General features: G+C 60.2%; 11 protein-coding genes. 5 read left to right on the forward strand and 6 right to left on the reverse strand.

Annotated features, from left to right (window positions below; genetic code table 11):
• Positions 1 to 108 precede the first annotated feature (108 nt).
• The 4 genes from NRS07_RS01795 to NRS07_RS01810 are packed head-to-tail and all read left to right on the forward strand — an operon-like array spanning position 109 to position 3,013.
• Entirely contained in the window at positions 109 to 693 is a 585-nt protein-coding gene (locus tag NRS07_RS01795) for a hypothetical protein (RefSeq protein ID WP_259210627.1), read from the forward strand.
• 15 nt (positions 694 to 708) lie between these two features.
• Entirely contained in the window at positions 709 to 1,008 is a 300-nt protein-coding gene (locus NRS07_RS01800) for an HPr-rel-A system PqqD family peptide chaperone (RefSeq protein ID WP_259210629.1), read from the forward strand.
• A complete protein-coding gene (locus NRS07_RS01805) occupies positions 1,002 to 1,916 on the forward strand; it encodes an HprK-related kinase A (protein WP_259210632.1) in 915 nt (304 codons plus the stop codon). The genes NRS07_RS01800 and NRS07_RS01805 overlap by 7 nt, the downstream gene beginning before the upstream one ends.
• Positions 1,913 to 3,013 (forward strand): nucleotidyltransferase family protein, encoded by a 1,101-nt coding sequence (locus NRS07_RS01810; RefSeq protein WP_259210635.1) that lies wholly within the window; start codon positions 1,913 to 1,915, stop codon positions 3,011 to 3,013. The genes NRS07_RS01805 and NRS07_RS01810 overlap by 4 nt, the downstream gene beginning before the upstream one ends.
• Before the next feature lie 158 nt (positions 3,014 to 3,171).
• On the opposite strand, the gene NRS07_RS01815 is transcribed toward NRS07_RS01810, so the two are convergent.
• Complete coding sequence (locus NRS07_RS01815; RefSeq protein WP_259210638.1) at positions 3,172 to 4,047, reverse strand: PEP-CTERM sorting domain-containing protein; 876 nt, start codon at positions 4,045 to 4,047, stop codon at positions 3,172 to 3,174.
• A gap of 251 nt (positions 4,048 to 4,298) precedes the next feature.
• Here NRS07_RS01815 and NRS07_RS01820 point away from each other — a divergent pair, with 251 nt between their 5' ends.
• Complete coding sequence (locus NRS07_RS01820; RefSeq protein WP_259210639.1) at positions 4,299 to 5,126, forward strand: ThiF family adenylyltransferase; 828 nt, start codon at positions 4,299 to 4,301, stop codon at positions 5,124 to 5,126.
• Here the strand turns inward: NRS07_RS01820 and NRS07_RS01825 are convergent.
• The 5 genes from NRS07_RS01825 to icmF all read right to left on the reverse strand — a co-directional run bounded on the left by NRS07_RS01825 (position 5,106) and on the right by icmF (position 13,673).
• A complete protein-coding gene (locus tag NRS07_RS01825) occupies positions 5,106 to 5,960 on the reverse strand; it encodes a PEP-CTERM/exosortase system-associated acyltransferase (protein ID WP_259210643.1) in 855 nt (284 codons plus the stop codon). The genes NRS07_RS01820 and NRS07_RS01825 overlap by 21 nt on opposite strands.
• A 31-nt stretch (positions 5,961 to 5,991) precedes the next feature.
• Complete coding sequence (locus NRS07_RS01830; RefSeq protein ID WP_259210646.1) at positions 5,992 to 6,864, reverse strand: PEP-CTERM/exosortase system-associated acyltransferase; 873 nt, start codon at positions 6,862 to 6,864, stop codon at positions 5,992 to 5,994.
• Between the two features lie 60 nt (positions 6,865 to 6,924).
• Entirely contained in the window at positions 6,925 to 9,702 is a 2,778-nt protein-coding gene (gene prsT, locus NRS07_RS01835) for an XrtA/PEP-CTERM system TPR-repeat protein PrsT (protein ID WP_259210649.1), read from the reverse strand.
• Positions 9,703 to 9,927: 225 nt separating this feature from the next.
• Entirely contained in the window at positions 9,928 to 10,230 is a 303-nt protein-coding gene (locus NRS07_RS01840) for a hypothetical protein (protein ID WP_259210650.1), read from the reverse strand.
• 128 nt (positions 10,231 to 10,358) lie between these two features.
• Positions 10,359 to 13,673, reverse strand: coding sequence for a fused isobutyryl-CoA mutase/GTPase IcmF (icmF, locus tag NRS07_RS01845; protein WP_259210651.1), 3,315 nt, complete (start codon positions 13,671 to 13,673; stop codon positions 10,359 to 10,361).
• Positions 13,674 to 13,869 lie beyond the last annotated feature (196 nt).

Here is a 13,869-nt window from a genome sequence, read left to right on the forward strand (position 1 = left end):
TAATCGCTTGTTTTTACAGCGAGTTTCGGCATAGAGGCGTGAAAGGCACAATTCTTGCTTAATCGAAATGTGAGCCTTTCGGCATAACAATATTGTAAGGATGGACCCGTGTCGACAGAAGACCAACCAGCAAGCGCCAGTGAGACGCCGATGATTTCCGCACGCGGCGCGGCGCGGCGTCGCCTGACCAAGGCTGGTGTCGGCGCGGCCAGCGTGTTGTGGACACTGGACAGTCGGGCCACGATGAAGCCGATGGTTTGCGTATCGGCATCGGGTGCGCTCTCCGGTGGACTCAGTAGTAACTACACCACAAAGGCGCCTAGGTGTGACGGAAAATCTCCCGGTTACTGGAAGAATCACAGCGGAAATAAGAAGAGCTTTAGTAGCTGGCCCCGTCCTCCAGAAACGGCTTTCAACGACGTGTTCGCTTGCTACGGCACAAACCGCAACACGTATGGCAGCAAGAGCTTAATTGAGATTGTGGAAGGTTGCAGCTTCGACAAGTTTAACTTTGGCATGCATCTCGTCGCCACCTACCTTAATGTTCTGTCGGGCCGCATCGGCTTTTTGTCGGTTCAGTCTTTGCAGAAGATGTGGAACGAGATCCAGAGCGTCGGCTACTACAAGCCGGCCGAAGGCGTATTCTGGAGTGCCGAGCAGACCAAGCGCTATCTCGAGGCAACCCACGATTAAGGACGGCACTGGCCGATGTGGCGTGTAATCCCCGGGCAGTTGCTCGTCTACCGCTGCTGGGACGACGAAGCCGTGCTGTACAACGACCTTTCTGGCGCAACCCACCTGCTCGGCCCTGCCGCCCTGTGCCTGCTCCAGGCACTGCGCGCTGGGCCTCTTGACGAGGCCGCCTTGGGCGCCGTCCTGCTGGAAGAATTCGAGATTGGTGACGCCTGCGCCGATCCGGCCGCGCTGGCCGATGAATTGGCAGACGATCTGACGGAACTGCTCGGCGACCTTGTGCGGCTGGACCTGGTAGAGCCTATGCCATGCTGACCCTGGCCGCGCTGACGCGCGACGAATTGCAGCGACGCTTCGCCGGCCCTGGCCTGGTGCTGCGCACCGGACCGTTCCGCAGCCGTATCCGCACCGATATCCCCCACCTGATCGACGCCATCGCCTTGCTGTATGCCGACTATCCGGTGGAGGATGACGGCTTCGCCGATTTCCACTTGACCCTGCGCAGCGCGCGCGGCTTGCGCCGCTGGTTGCGGCCACAGGTGCGGTTCAACCAGGACGGCGCCGAGCCCTTCAAGCCGCTGCCGCTCGACCAGGCCCACCCCATGTTCGAGTGGGTGATGAACTGGTGCGTGACCAATAAGGCGCATAGCTACCTGATCGTACACGCGGCCGTGCTTGAGCGCGGCGGCTGTGCCGTGATCATGCCAGCGCCGCCCGGTTCGGGCAAAAGCACGCTGTGTGCGGCGCTTGCCAGCCGCGGCTGGCGGCTGCTGTCGGACGAACTGGCCCTGGTACGCCCGCACGACCTGGCGCTGGTGCCACTGCCGCGGCCAGTCAGCCTGAAGAACGCGTCGATCGACATCATCCGCGCGTATGCGCCGCAAGCTGTATTTGGACCGCCCGTCCTGGGCACGGTCAAAGGCACCATTGCCCATATGCGCGCCTCGGGCGCCAGCGTGGCGGCGGCCGGGCAGCTGGTGCAGGCTACCCACATCGTGTTTCCGCGCTACGAAGCCGGCGCCCCGGCGCGGCTCGAACCGGTGCCGAAGGCGCGCCTGTTCATGCGTGTGGCCGATAATGCGTTCAATTATCCCGTTCTGGGCAGCGCCGGCTTCGATACCCTCGGACGCCTGGTCGAGCGCTGCGCCGGGTTCGAATTCAGTTACGGCGCGCTGGACGATGCCATGGCGGTGTTCGACGCCTTGCCGGGTGCTGCGCCATGAACCGCCTGCCCTTGCTGGTCAAGGTGCTGCGTGCACCCCTTGAAGCGGCTTCGCTCTCACTTCCAGAATGGGAATTGCTGCTACGTCAGGCCGCGAATGCCGACCTGACCGCGACGCTGCGCAATAGCCTGGATGAGGCGGGGTTGCTGGGGGCAGTGCCGTCAGCGCCGCGCGAAGTGCTGGAGTGGGCGCAGGTCGTCGCTGTACGCCACCGGCGCGCGGCGCGCTTCGAAGTCGACTGCATCGGGCGCGCGCTCGACACAATTCACGTGCCGCTGATTTTGCTCAAGGGCGCAGCCTATGCCATGGCGGGTTTGCCGCCGGCCGCCGGGCGCATGTTTTCCGACGTCGACATCCTGGTGCCGAAAGAGCGCATCGGCGAAGTCGAGGCGGCGCTCATGCTGCACGGCTGGGCCGGCACCCACCAGGACGCTTACGACCAGCGTTATTACCGCGAATGGATGCATGAACTGCCACCAATGGAGCACATCCGCCGTGGCAACGCGGTCGACGTGCACCACGCCATTCTTCCCGAGACGGCGGCGATGCGGCCCGACCCGGTGCTGCTGCGCGCAGCGGCCCGGCCCATTCCCGGCAACGACCGATTGTGGACGCTGGCGCCGCACGACATGGTGCTGCATAGTGCAGTGCACTTGTTCTCGGAGGGCGAACTGCACCATGGCCTGCGCGACCTGTTCGACTTGCACCGTCTTCTGTTGCACTTCGACGCCATGCCTGATTTCTGGGCAGGCCTGCCAGCGCGCGCCGTCCAGCTGCAGCTGGCGCGTCCCTTGTTCTATACGCTGCGTTACTGTGCACGCCTGCTCGGCACGCCGGTGCCACCGGAAGTCATGGCCCTGGCCGCGGCGGCTGGCCGCCCACCCGCGCCGCTGCTGGTACTGATGGATCACCTGTTCCTGCGTGCGCTGCTGCCCCCGCATCCAAGCTGCGCCGACCGCTTTACGCCGGCCGCGCTCGGCGCTCTGTACCTGCGGTCGAACTGGCTGCGTATGCCGCCGCTCATGCTGGCGCGGCACCTGTTCCACAAGGCGTTCTTGTCGCCGCGCGTGAAAGACGAGCCGGCGCAAGCGCTCTAGCAGTATCTTTAACTCCTAATTGTTGCAATTATCGAGGCCATCAGCGTCAACTGGCCGAGAGCGCGCCGCAGAACCAAAAAGGCCGGATCCCTTGCAGGATCCGGCCTTTTTTGGCTTTCAGGCCACAGCCGGGTTGCCCCAGCCATGTACATGAAAAATTACTTGGCAGCGCGGCGGCGGCGCAGGCCGGCCAGACCAGCGAAGCCCAGACCCAGCAGGGCCAGCGAACCTGGTTCTGGAACATCGACAGCGCCTTGGACGTCGCCGGTCGCATCGACGGTCCAGCCGTACTGGGCGACACGGGTGCGGCCGAAGGTCGCCTTCAGGAACAGGTCATGCATGCGGCCGTTTGGATCCGGCTGCGCGTCGGAGTCCAGTTGAGCGCCCAGCGAGCCACCGGTAATGTCCAAGAAACCTTGGCTGCTACCAGCCAGCGTAGTGTTGTTGTAGCTCGAGAAGTACGAGTAATCGGTCGAACCGGCCAGTGGGCTCTGGTTGAAGTCCGCCGACAGGGCCAGCGTACCGCCGGTGATGCCGGTGTACATTTTTTCGCCAGTGCGGCCAGCAGGGCCGAACGATGCATTATAGTCGTTGGTGTTGTAGTACATGTTCAGCCAGCCGCCGGTGCTGCCGATCGAGGTGGTGGCGCCGAAAGGATCGACGCTGACACTCACCAGGGTATCTTTCAAGCCGCCGAACATGCCGGTCAGGTAGTTACCGGCTGTCTGGGTGAACAGTGCCTGGCCAGTGGTCAGGTTAGTGATCGACTGAACCGAGAAGATACCCCAGGTGTCTTCGCTAGGACCGAAACCGTTTGGCGCCTTGTTGGCTGCACTTGGAATCGCATCGCAAGCCAATACATTGGTGCACTTGGTGCCGGCGGTGTTGCCGTAGCCGACGGTGCCAGCATCGAAGGCATTGAACGTGATTTTGTAATTACCGGAAGTCAGGGTAACTGCTGCCTGTGCTGGAGCTGCGATGCTCAGGGCCAGTGCGACACCAGCAGCGATTCCCGAAATTTTCTTGATGTTCATTTTGTGTTTCCTCAATTAGGTAGTTAGCGACACTTGCGACATGGGAGTATAAGCATAAGCCGTGCCAGATCACCTTGGCGTTACGTAACTAATTGATTCTTAATGGATAACTACTTTTCCTGGCGGGTTTGCGAAGTGACTGATCACGGCGTTGTAAGAATTTTCGACAGTGGGCTGCCGCACACAGCGTTCGCGTTCCAGTCGGAATTGCACTAAAGTAAGGTGTTCATTCCTTTTCAAAGCGAGACCCCATGCCTGAATTTAATTACGATGAATTTACCAAGCGCAATGTTGGATATATCGGTAAGGACGTGCAGAAGCGGATTCGGGATGCGCGCGTACTGTTTGCCGGTTGCGGCCTGGGCAGCGGACCGGTCATCTGCGCAGCGCGAACTGGGTTCCAGCACTTTGTACTGATTGATGGCGACACGGTCGATGCCCACAATCTGAACCGTCAGTTCTTCGATTTCGACGATGTCGGGACGCCGAAGGTAGAGGCGTTGAAGAAACACATTCTCAGGATTAACCCGCAAGCGACAGTCGAGGCACATGTCGCCATGCTGGATAAACACAATGCGGCGCAATTGGTGAGCGAAGTCGACATGATCTTTGACACGATCGACTTCGTCGACCTGGAGGCGGTACTGGCGCTGCACGCAAACGCGGCGGCGCAAGCCAAGCCCATTTTTACCGCGATGAATATTGGATTTGGTGCCGGCGTGCTGTATTTCCCGCCAAACTCCGGGAAATCCTTGCCAGAACTCCTGCAGAGCGACGTCGAAGCCGCTGCCGCGGAAGGAAATCTGAGCTATACGGCGGTATTTGCCCGTGTCATGGCCCGCATCGGCGCGCATCTCGACAGCCAGGTGATGGAAGAAGTAGGAAAGGCGCTAACCATCATGGAAGATGGCACGGCTTGTCCTGCATCGCAGATTGCGGTGGGTAGTTTCTCTGTGGCAGCGCTGGCAATGGCGATGATGCATGACATGCTTGCAGGAATGGACGTGCCTGGATCACCAAATATGGTCATCCACAGTTTCCGCAACCACGAGACCAAGTTAGTTAATATCGCTGCCTAAGTCAGGCTTGCGAACGACATGCAGGCGTGACGAATAATGATGTTCGACGACTGGCGGTTTCTCGTTAAACCAGGCCGCCAGCGTTGGATTGCTAGATGATAACTTTCTCCCGAGATCGTGCAAGTCAAGCACGTAAGGAGTGACCGAACCGTAATAGTTCGCTTCGGGGCCGATCGCCATGAATCGAAAGCCCATCTTCTTCAAAGCATGAGCGAGCGACCGTTCCATTGCCGCATACCAGTAGCGAATACCGGCATCCTGGCTATGACGAAACATTTCGCGGTACATGCCGAGCAACAGCATTGGTGAGGTATTGTCACGCCGGTCTACCGACGAATCAAAATCAATCGTCTGTTCGGGACTCGGCATGAAGCCTGGGACACCCAGTACGCTGTCGGCGCGTCGGCGCCGGTGAGTTTTCTTTACCACCAGACGCGAGATTTCCGCCGACTGTGCACGCTCCGGCAGATCGAAGTCGTCGAACACCTCGCAGTGCAACTCGAAGGGGTAGGGCTTGGACGGATTTGGCTGGACCAGCCTGACCGCGCCGACCAGCTTCTCGTCCATGGTATACGCTGCAAAATGGGTGGACACGTCGTCGTAGTCGTCGAGCTCCATGCCATCGGCATATTTTTCGGGGTGGAGAAAGGCGCACTCTACACAGTACACCTGATGCCTTAACCTGAAAATTTCTCCAGGGATTTTCGCGGAATGGCCTCCACGAAAGGCCCGAAAAATCTTGCGGTTGTCGTGGTCGATTGTTTCCTGATGTATCCCGAACTCTACACGGGACAGGAAGGCGTCAGGATCGACGCGAGTTTTTCCGTTGTCCATCTGTCATTATTTGTCCTGTCTCGGACCCTAGTTATTTTTTCCTGGAGCGCTTCTCCAAAAAATTGCCTGCCATGGTTTTTACCATGATCCAGAAAGGGATCGGTTCGTCGTTGAACCAGGCTGCCAGGAATTTGTTTTCTTTATTTAAACGCTCGATCAGTTCATCCAAGTCGGCCATGTGGGGCGTGACCGGTCCGTAGTAATCTACCTGCGGACCAATCGGCACGAACTTGAATCCCATCTTTCCGAGCGAGCGCGCTAGTGACCGCTCCATCGCGGCATACCAGTATCGAATGCCGTTTTGACGGCTGTAGCGATACATCTCCCGATACATGCCGAGCAATAATAGCGGACTATTGCCGCGCTTGTCGCGCCGCACGGTTGAACGCGGTTGGATACTCTTGGTGCTACCTTTTTCCACGAAGTCCTTGGAGATGCCCTCCATCGAGTCGCCACGCCGCCGGCGGAAGGTCTTGCGAACGACCAGGCGTGACACTTCGGCTGCCGTTTCACGGTCTGGTGCGGCAAACTCGGGAAAGGGCGTACAGTGCGATTCGAAGGGATATTCCTGGCCAGGATGCGGTTGTACCAGACGTACCGTCCCGATGATATCGTTGTCCAGCGTATAGGCGGCGAAGTGGATGGCGCAATCATCGTACTCGTCGGTTTCCAGCCCTTCAGGGCATACGCTGGCCTCGAGAAAGTGGCGTTCGACACAGTACACTTCGTAACGCAATTTGAAGATTTCCTTCAAGACATACGACTCCATGTTCCCCTTCATCACTGTCTGGAAGCTGAAGTAGGGAATCAGGATGTCGCGCTTACCATTGAAACGTTCTGCCAACCGCGTGAAGAATCCACTCGGGGGACGTGCTCGTTCTTGTTCCTGGGTAATCGAAGTCATGAGAGGTGGGCCATGGCGATGGGAAGGTAAGTCGCGGCCACCTGCGTGGCCGCCGATGGGTTACAGCGTTTGCAACAGCGCCTTGGCGTCATCCATTGCGCTGAACGAGCCATTGGCGAGCGCCTGTTCCGCTTCCTTGCGCGCCCCTGCCTTGTCGCCAGTTTTGGCGAGCCCGGCAGCCAGGTGATAGCGGATTTCCGGTGCCTTGGGCGCCGCGCTCACTGCCTTGCGCAGCAGGTCGACGCCGCGCGCGGTCTCGCCCTTTTGCACCAGGATCCAGCCGAGCGTATCAAGCACTGCCGGGTTCTGCGGCCCCAGCTTGTAAGCCTGTTCCGCCGTGGGCAGCGCACGCGCATCGTTTTCTTGCTGGTAAGCCCAGGCAAGGTTGTTCAATGCTGCGACATTCGACGGATTGACCTTCAGCGCGGCCTGCAGAGCACTGATGGCTGGCTTGAACTGCCGCTTTGCCAAGTGACCATCGGCTACGATCATGGCAACCAAATCGTTGCCTGGATTTGCGGCATGGTATTTCGCCAAGCGTGCATCGGCCTCTGCAGCCTTGCCATTTTCTTTCAGCACTTGGGAGATCTTGATCAGCACCTGGGGCGAGTTCGACATCGAAAACGCTTTTTCGAAGGATGCCAGTGCAGGTGCGACCTTTTTCTGGGACAGCAGCAGGTCGCCCTCGACCAGCAGGCCGGTCACTTTTTTCGGTTCAGCGGCCTGGATTTGGCGTGCAATCTTCAGCGCCTCTTCGTGTTTTCCAGCACGCGTTGCCAGTTCAATCTGTCCCATGCGCGCTTGCACAAACGTGGGATCGATCGCCAGCGCGCGCTCGAGACTCTCGGCTGCTGCGGTATCGTTCTTCATGGCCATATACACCGATGCCAGGCGGACCTGTGCCGGCGCCGACTTTGGCAGTACCGCGACCAATTTGCTGTAGGAGTCAAGTGCGCCTGCGGTATCCTTCGCGCTCAATTGTGCCTGGCCGAGCAGGTCCAGCACTTCAGCAGAAGCCGGATTTTCCACAAGCGTCTTGCGCAGCAGCAATACTGCCTTGTCCGTCTGTTTCTGGCGCAAGTAATGCGAAGCCAGATTAACGGCAGGGCGCACTGCTTTGGGTTGCGCTCCCTGGGCTTTTTCCAGCCAAGAAGCGGCTTCGGCCGGGCGGTTCTGTAGCATCTCGATCTCGGCCAGCGCGTTCATTGCGTCGACGTTGGCCTTGTCCTTAGTCAGCAAGGTAGTGAAACGCTGTTTGGCGGCGTCCACGTTTTTCTCGGCGAGGTCCATCCTGGCTAAATACGACGCTGCCGGGAAGAAGCCGGGTTCGAGCGACAGCGCCTTGTCAAAGCTGGCGCGGGCATTCTTGGTATCGCCCTTGCGCAGGAAGACGTCGCCTTTCACGCCCTGGACCGCAGCGCTTTGTGGTTGCTGCTTCTCGAGCGCCTGCACGGCAGCCAATGCCTTGTCGAGCTGCCCGCGGCCGACTTCTGCCTGAACCAGCGCGAAGCCGGCTTCCAGGGATTTCGGCGCGAGTGTTGTGGCGCGCGTGAACTCGTCAACCGCCTGGTTCAGGTTGCCTTCGCCCATCTTCGCCATGCCCAGCGAGGTGCGGATGCTGGCGGCCGACGGCGCCAGGGTACTGGCCTGCTCGAGGTAGGCCGACGCCTTGGCGAAATCACGCGTTTGCAGATACGACTGGCCGGTCAGTGCCAGCAGTTGCGGATCGGACGACGATCCTTTCAGCGCCGGTGCGAGCACCGCAGCAGCTTCCGCCGGCTGGTTGGTTTTAAGCAGGACCTGGGCCAGCAGCTTGCGCGCATAGACATTGTCTTCGTTGCTGGCAAGGTAGCCGCGCAGGTATTGCTCTGATTGCTGGTGAGCGCCCAGATTGAGCTCGACCGCTCCCGCCAGCAGCAGGCTCGGCATGTGGTTCGGAGCAACGCGCAGGATTTTTTGCAGCGATTCCTTGGCTTCAGCGTTCTTGCCGCCAGTGAAGTGCAGCAAGGCCTGGACATAGATCGTATTGATGTCGCCCGCGCCGTGCTTGATGGCATCGTCGACGGAAGCTTTGGCAGCGACAAGGTCATTGCTGCCGATATGCACATAGGCTTTTTCGATATGGGCATTACGGTTGGCCGGATTGAGCGCCAGCGCCTTGTCATAGGCAACCAGTGCTTCTTTACTCTTGCCCTGGCTACGCAGCAGGTTACCCATGAGCATCCAGGATTCCGCATTTTTCGGCGCACGCACCGTGGCATCCGTAGCAAAGCGCTCGGCATTGGCCATGTCGTTGCCGAGCGCGGCGTGGCGCGCCAGGCCGATCAGTGCGTCGCCGGAGTTGGCGTCGAGCGCCAGCGCTGCATCGTAGGATGCGCGCGCCTTGGCCGCGTCGCCCAGTGCCAGGAAGGCATCGCCGCGGCGTACCTGCAGCAAGGCCGAGGTCTTGGCCTTGTCTTCCGTGATCTCATCCAGCACGGGCTGGTATTTTCCCTGCATTAGCAGGCTTTGCGCCAGCAGCGGCAGGGTCTTGTCGGCCGCGATGCCCAGGCTGGCCGCCTTGCGCAATTCCTTGTCGGCCGATACCGCGTCGCCAAGCTCGAGGTGCAGGGTACCCAGGCGCAGGCGCGCCTCGGCGTTGTCTGGATTTTGCGCGACCGCATTTTTAAGCTGGATCAACGCCGCTCTGCGGTCGCCTTTTTGTTCATACTGCTGCGCTTCGGTCAGCAGTTCTTCCGCAGTCTGCGTGCGGTTGCAACCAGTCATGCCCGCGCCCATCAGGATGGCGCCAGTGATCACGGCAGCGGTAAGTTGTTTCTTGGTGAGATTACCCGGCATTGTCATTCCTTTGATGAAGACGCTTGCGACATTCGTGTGTTGGGTGCAAGCGAAGTTTCCCGACTGTTAATAATACCTCACGGAATGCGCCGAACGCGCCGCCCGTCGGTCGGTAGCCGCAAATAGCGTTCTCATGTTGCTATTGTGCGCGCCTACGAGGGAAAGATATTGATTTACGGAAAGACGGCCGGCGATCGCCGACGTTGCCAGCCGCATATAGGGGATTCAGGGCTTGCGCAATCGGCTAAGCAGGGCGTCGACATTGTCGCCGACGGGCAGGCCGTGGCGGCGCAGCAGCTGCACGTGCAACACGAGGTTTTCCAGCACCAGCTTGGCGGACACCGCGAGCAGGGTCGTCAAGCGGTCTTCGGTGCTGAAGTTGTCCATGGCGCTGGCCATCTCGCACAAGTGCTTGGCCACCAGGGTGCGCAACTCTTCTTCAGGAAATGGTAGATCGGCAAAGTCGATCGGATCTTCCTGTTCGACTTCACGCATCAGGGCGGCAAGCTGGTCTGGCTGGATGGACATTGCGGGCTCCTCGCGGCGCCCGATTGGGCGACAGTTCATTGTAGGAGAAAAATTGCGCCGCCTTTAAATAAACATGGACCGTGCCAGAGAGCCGCCCATGGAACACGGGCGGCCGGGCCGCGAGAAGCTTACATATTGCGGCGGTACTGCCCACCCACCTCGAACAGCGCGGTCGTGATCTGGCCCAGCGAGCACACGCGCACGGCATCCATCAACCTGGCGAACACGTTGTCGTTGTCGATCGCGGCTTGCTGCAGCGCGGCCAGGGCGGCGGGGGCCGAGCCGGCGTTGCGGTTGTGGAACTCGTCCAGGCGGGTCAGCTGCGACTGCTTTTCGTCGTCGGTCGAGCGTGCCAGCTCGATCGTCGCCGGGGCACCCGTGCTGTTCGGGTTGCGGAAAGTGTTCACCCCGATGATCGGCAGGGTGCCGTCGTGCTTCTGGTGCTCGTACAGCATCGACTCTTCCTGGATCTTGCCGCGCTGGTAGCCGGTTTCCATCGCCCCCAGCACGCCGCCACGCTCGGCGATGCGTTCGAACTCCTGCATCACCTGTTCTTCGACCAGGTCGGTGAGCTCGTCCATGATGAATGAACCCTGGTTTGGATTCTCGTTCTTGGCCAGGCCCCATTCGCGGTTGATGATCAGCTGGATGGCCAGGGCGCGGCGCACGGATTCGTCGGTCGGCGTGGTGATTGCTTCGTCGTAGGCGTTGGTGTGCAGCGAGTTGCAGTTGTCGTAGATCGCAATCAAGGCTTGCAGCGTGGTGCGAATGTCGTTGAAGTCGATTTCTTGCGCGTGCAGCGAGCGGCCGGACGTCTGGATGTGATATTTCAGCTTCTGCGAGCGTTCGTTGGCGCCGTATTTGTCGCGCATCGCCACCGCCCAGATGCGGCGTGCCACGCGGCCCAGCACCGTGTATTCCGGATCCATGCCGTTGGAGAAGAAGAACGACAAATTTGGCGCGAAATCGTCGATGTGCATACCGCGCGCCAGGTAGGCTTCGACAAACGTGAAACCGTTCGACAGCGTAAAGGCCAGCTGCGAGATCGGGTTCGCACCGGCTTCGGCGATGTGATAGCCCGAGATCGACACCGAGTAGAAATTGCGCACCTGGTGGTGGACAAAATATTCCTGGATGTCGCCCATCACTTTCAGCGAGAACTCGGTCGAGAAGATGCAGGTGTTCTGGCCCTGGTCTTCTTTCAGGATGTCGGCCTGCACGGTGCCGCGCACGTTCTGCAAGACCCAGTCCTTGATTTTCGCTGCTTCATCCATGGAAGGCTGGCGACTGTTGTCCGCGACGAACTTGTCGATCTGCTGGTCGATGGCGGTATTCATGAACATCGCCAGGATGGTCGGCGCCGGGCCGTTGATCGTCATCGACACGGACGTGGAAGGGCTGCACAGATCGAAGCCGTCGTACAGCACCTTCATGTCGTCCAGGGTCGCGATCGACACGCCCGAGTTGCCAACCTTGCCGTAGATGTCAGGGCGCAGCGCTGGATCGGCGCCGTACAGGGTGACCGAGTCGAATGCAGTCGACAGGCGCTTGGCGTCCATGCCGGTCGAGACCAGCTTGAAGCGGCGGTTGGTGCGGAAGGCATCGCCTTCACCGGCGAACATGCGGGTCGGGTCTTCGCCTTCGCGCTTGAAGGCGAACACACCGGCGGTGTAGGGGAAGGATCCCGGCACGTTTTCCAGCATCAGGAAGCGCAGCACTTCGCCGTGATCCTCGAAGCGCGGCAGCGCCACCTTGCGGATCGGGTTGCCAGACAGGGTGCGCGAGACCAGGCGGGTGCGAATTTCCTTGTCGCGGATCTTGACCACGTAGTCGTCGCCAGCATAGGCGGCCTGCATGTCGGGCCACATGGCCAGCAGCTTTTTCGCGCCGCCTTCCATGGCGTGGTCGCGCTCAAGGATCAGATCATCGAGCACCAGGTCGGAATTGACATCTGAGCGCTTGGCGGCGGCCAGCATGCGCCGGGTCTCGCTGAGCTGCTGGCGCTCGCGTGCCAGCGTGACCTGCTTCTTCACGTTGCGGTGATAGCCGCGCACGGTGTCGGCGATTTCTGCCAGGTAGCGCGCGCGCGCTGGTGGAACGATCACATTCTTGCCGCTCGAGTACTTCGAGGTCGGCGGTGCCAGGCGGCTGGCGTCGACCGGCAGGCCAAGTTCTGCCAGTTTTGGCAGCAAGCCGTGGTACAGGGCCGTAACGCCGTCGTCGTTGAAGCGCGACGCCTGGGTGCCGTAGACTGGCATCTGGTCCGGACTCTGGCTCCATTGTTCACGGTTGCGCTGGTACTGCTTGGCGACGTCGCGCAGCGCGTCCTGCGCACCCTTGCGGTCGAACTTGTTGATCGCGATGAAATCGGCAAAATCGAGCATGTCGATTTTTTCCAGTTGCGAGGCGGCGCCGAATTCGGGAGTCATTACGTACATCGAGGTGTCGACGTGCGGCACGATGGCGGCGTCGCCCTGGCCAATGCCCGAGGTCTCGACGATGACCAGATCGAACCCTGCCACCTTGCAGGCGGCGATTACGTCCGGCAGTGCTTGCGAGATCTCGGAACCGGCTTCGCGCGTGGCGAGCGAGCGCATGAACACGCGCGCCCGCAGTTCTCCATTCGCATTCCACGGATTGATCGCATTCATGCGGATCCTGTCGCCCAGCAGGGCGCCGCCCGATTTGCGGCGCGATGGGTCGATCGAGATCACGGCAATGTTCAGGCGGTCGCCCTGGTCGAGGCGGATGCGGCGGATCAGTTCATCGGTCAGCGAGGATTTACCCGCGCCGCCAGTGCCGGTGATGCCAAGGGTCGGCACCTTCAGGGTCTCGGCGGTGTCGATGACCTGCTTGCGCAGTTCGGGATCGACCTTGCCGCTTTCCAGCGCAGTAATCAGCTGGGCCAGCGGACGGTGGCGCTGGCCGATATCGCCTTCGCGCAGCGCGCCGATGCTGGTGGGCGCGTAGGGAGACAAATCGACATCGCAGGTCTCGAGCATAGAACGGATCATGCCCACCAAACCCATGCGCTGACCATCTTCCGGGCTGAAGATGCGGGTCACGCCATAGGCGTGCAGTTCTTCGATCTCGCTTGCGACGATCACGCCGCCGCCGCCGCCGAACACCTTGATGTGGGCACCGCCGCGCTGGCGCAGCAGGTCGATCATGTATTTGAAATATTCGACGTGGCCGCCCTGGTAACTCGAGATGGCGATGCCTTGCACGTCTTCGTTCAGGGCCGCGGTGACGACTTCGTCGACCGAGCGGTTGTGGCCGAGGTGAATCACTTCGGCGCCGTTCGACTGCAGGATGCGACGCATGATGTTGATCGAGGCGTCATGGCCGTCGAACAGCGAAGCGGCGGTGACGAAACGCACCTTGTTGGCCAGTTTCGGCTGTTCCGGCAGGTCGAGTTTGGCGGCGGGAGTGATGTCGTTCATTGGTTGTGGTCCTTGGTATCGGGAGGACAGGGGGGATCTTGGTACGGTATATGACGTTAACGTTAACGTCAAGCAGGGAGCGAGGTAGAAGCCTTAGTGCCCGCGATGCGGCGCTGTGGATCGTCCGGTCGTTGGTGCAGTTGGTTCAATCTATTAACAGTCTGTATCTTATAGGCAACAATAGGTGATTATTGGT

The sequence above is a fragment of the Massilia sp. H6 genome (assembly GCF_024802625.1).
Taxonomy (GTDB): domain Bacteria; phylum Pseudomonadota; class Gammaproteobacteria; order Burkholderiales; family Burkholderiaceae_D; genus Telluria.

Bases quoted from the DNA above. Each gene is read 5' to 3' on its own strand.
- NRS07_RS01800 (WP_259210629.1), top strand. From the start codon at position 709: ATGTGGCGTGTAATCCCCGGGCAGTTGCTCGTCTACCGCTGCTGGGAC.
- NRS07_RS01820 (WP_259210639.1), top strand. From the start codon at position 4,299: ATGCCTGAATTTAATTACGATGAATTTACCAAGCGCAATGTTGGATAT.
- NRS07_RS01805 (WP_259210632.1), top strand. From the start codon at position 1,002: ATGCTGACCCTGGCCGCGCTGACGCGCGACGAATTGCAGCGACGCTTC.
- NRS07_RS01830 (WP_259210646.1), bottom strand. From the start codon at position 6,864: ATGACTTCGATTACCCAGGAACAAGAACGAGCACGTCCCCCGAGTGGA.
- prsT (WP_259210649.1), bottom strand. From the start codon at position 9,702: ATGCCGGGTAATCTCACCAAGAAACAACTTACCGCTGCCGTGATCACT.
- NRS07_RS01840 (WP_259210650.1), bottom strand. From the start codon at position 10,230: ATGTCCATCCAGCCAGACCAGCTTGCCGCCCTGATGCGTGAAGTCGAA.
- NRS07_RS01825 (WP_259210643.1), bottom strand. From the start codon at position 5,960: ATGGACAACGGAAAAACTCGCGTCGATCCTGACGCCTTCCTGTCCCGT.
- NRS07_RS01810 (WP_259210635.1), top strand. From the start codon at position 1,913: ATGAACCGCCTGCCCTTGCTGGTCAAGGTGCTGCGTGCACCCCTTGAA.
- NRS07_RS01815 (WP_259210638.1), bottom strand. From the start codon at position 4,047: ATGAACATCAAGAAAATTTCGGGAATCGCTGCTGGTGTCGCACTGGCC.
- icmF (WP_259210651.1), bottom strand. From the start codon at position 13,673: ATGAACGACATCACTCCCGCCGCCAAACTCGACCTGCCGGAACAGCCG.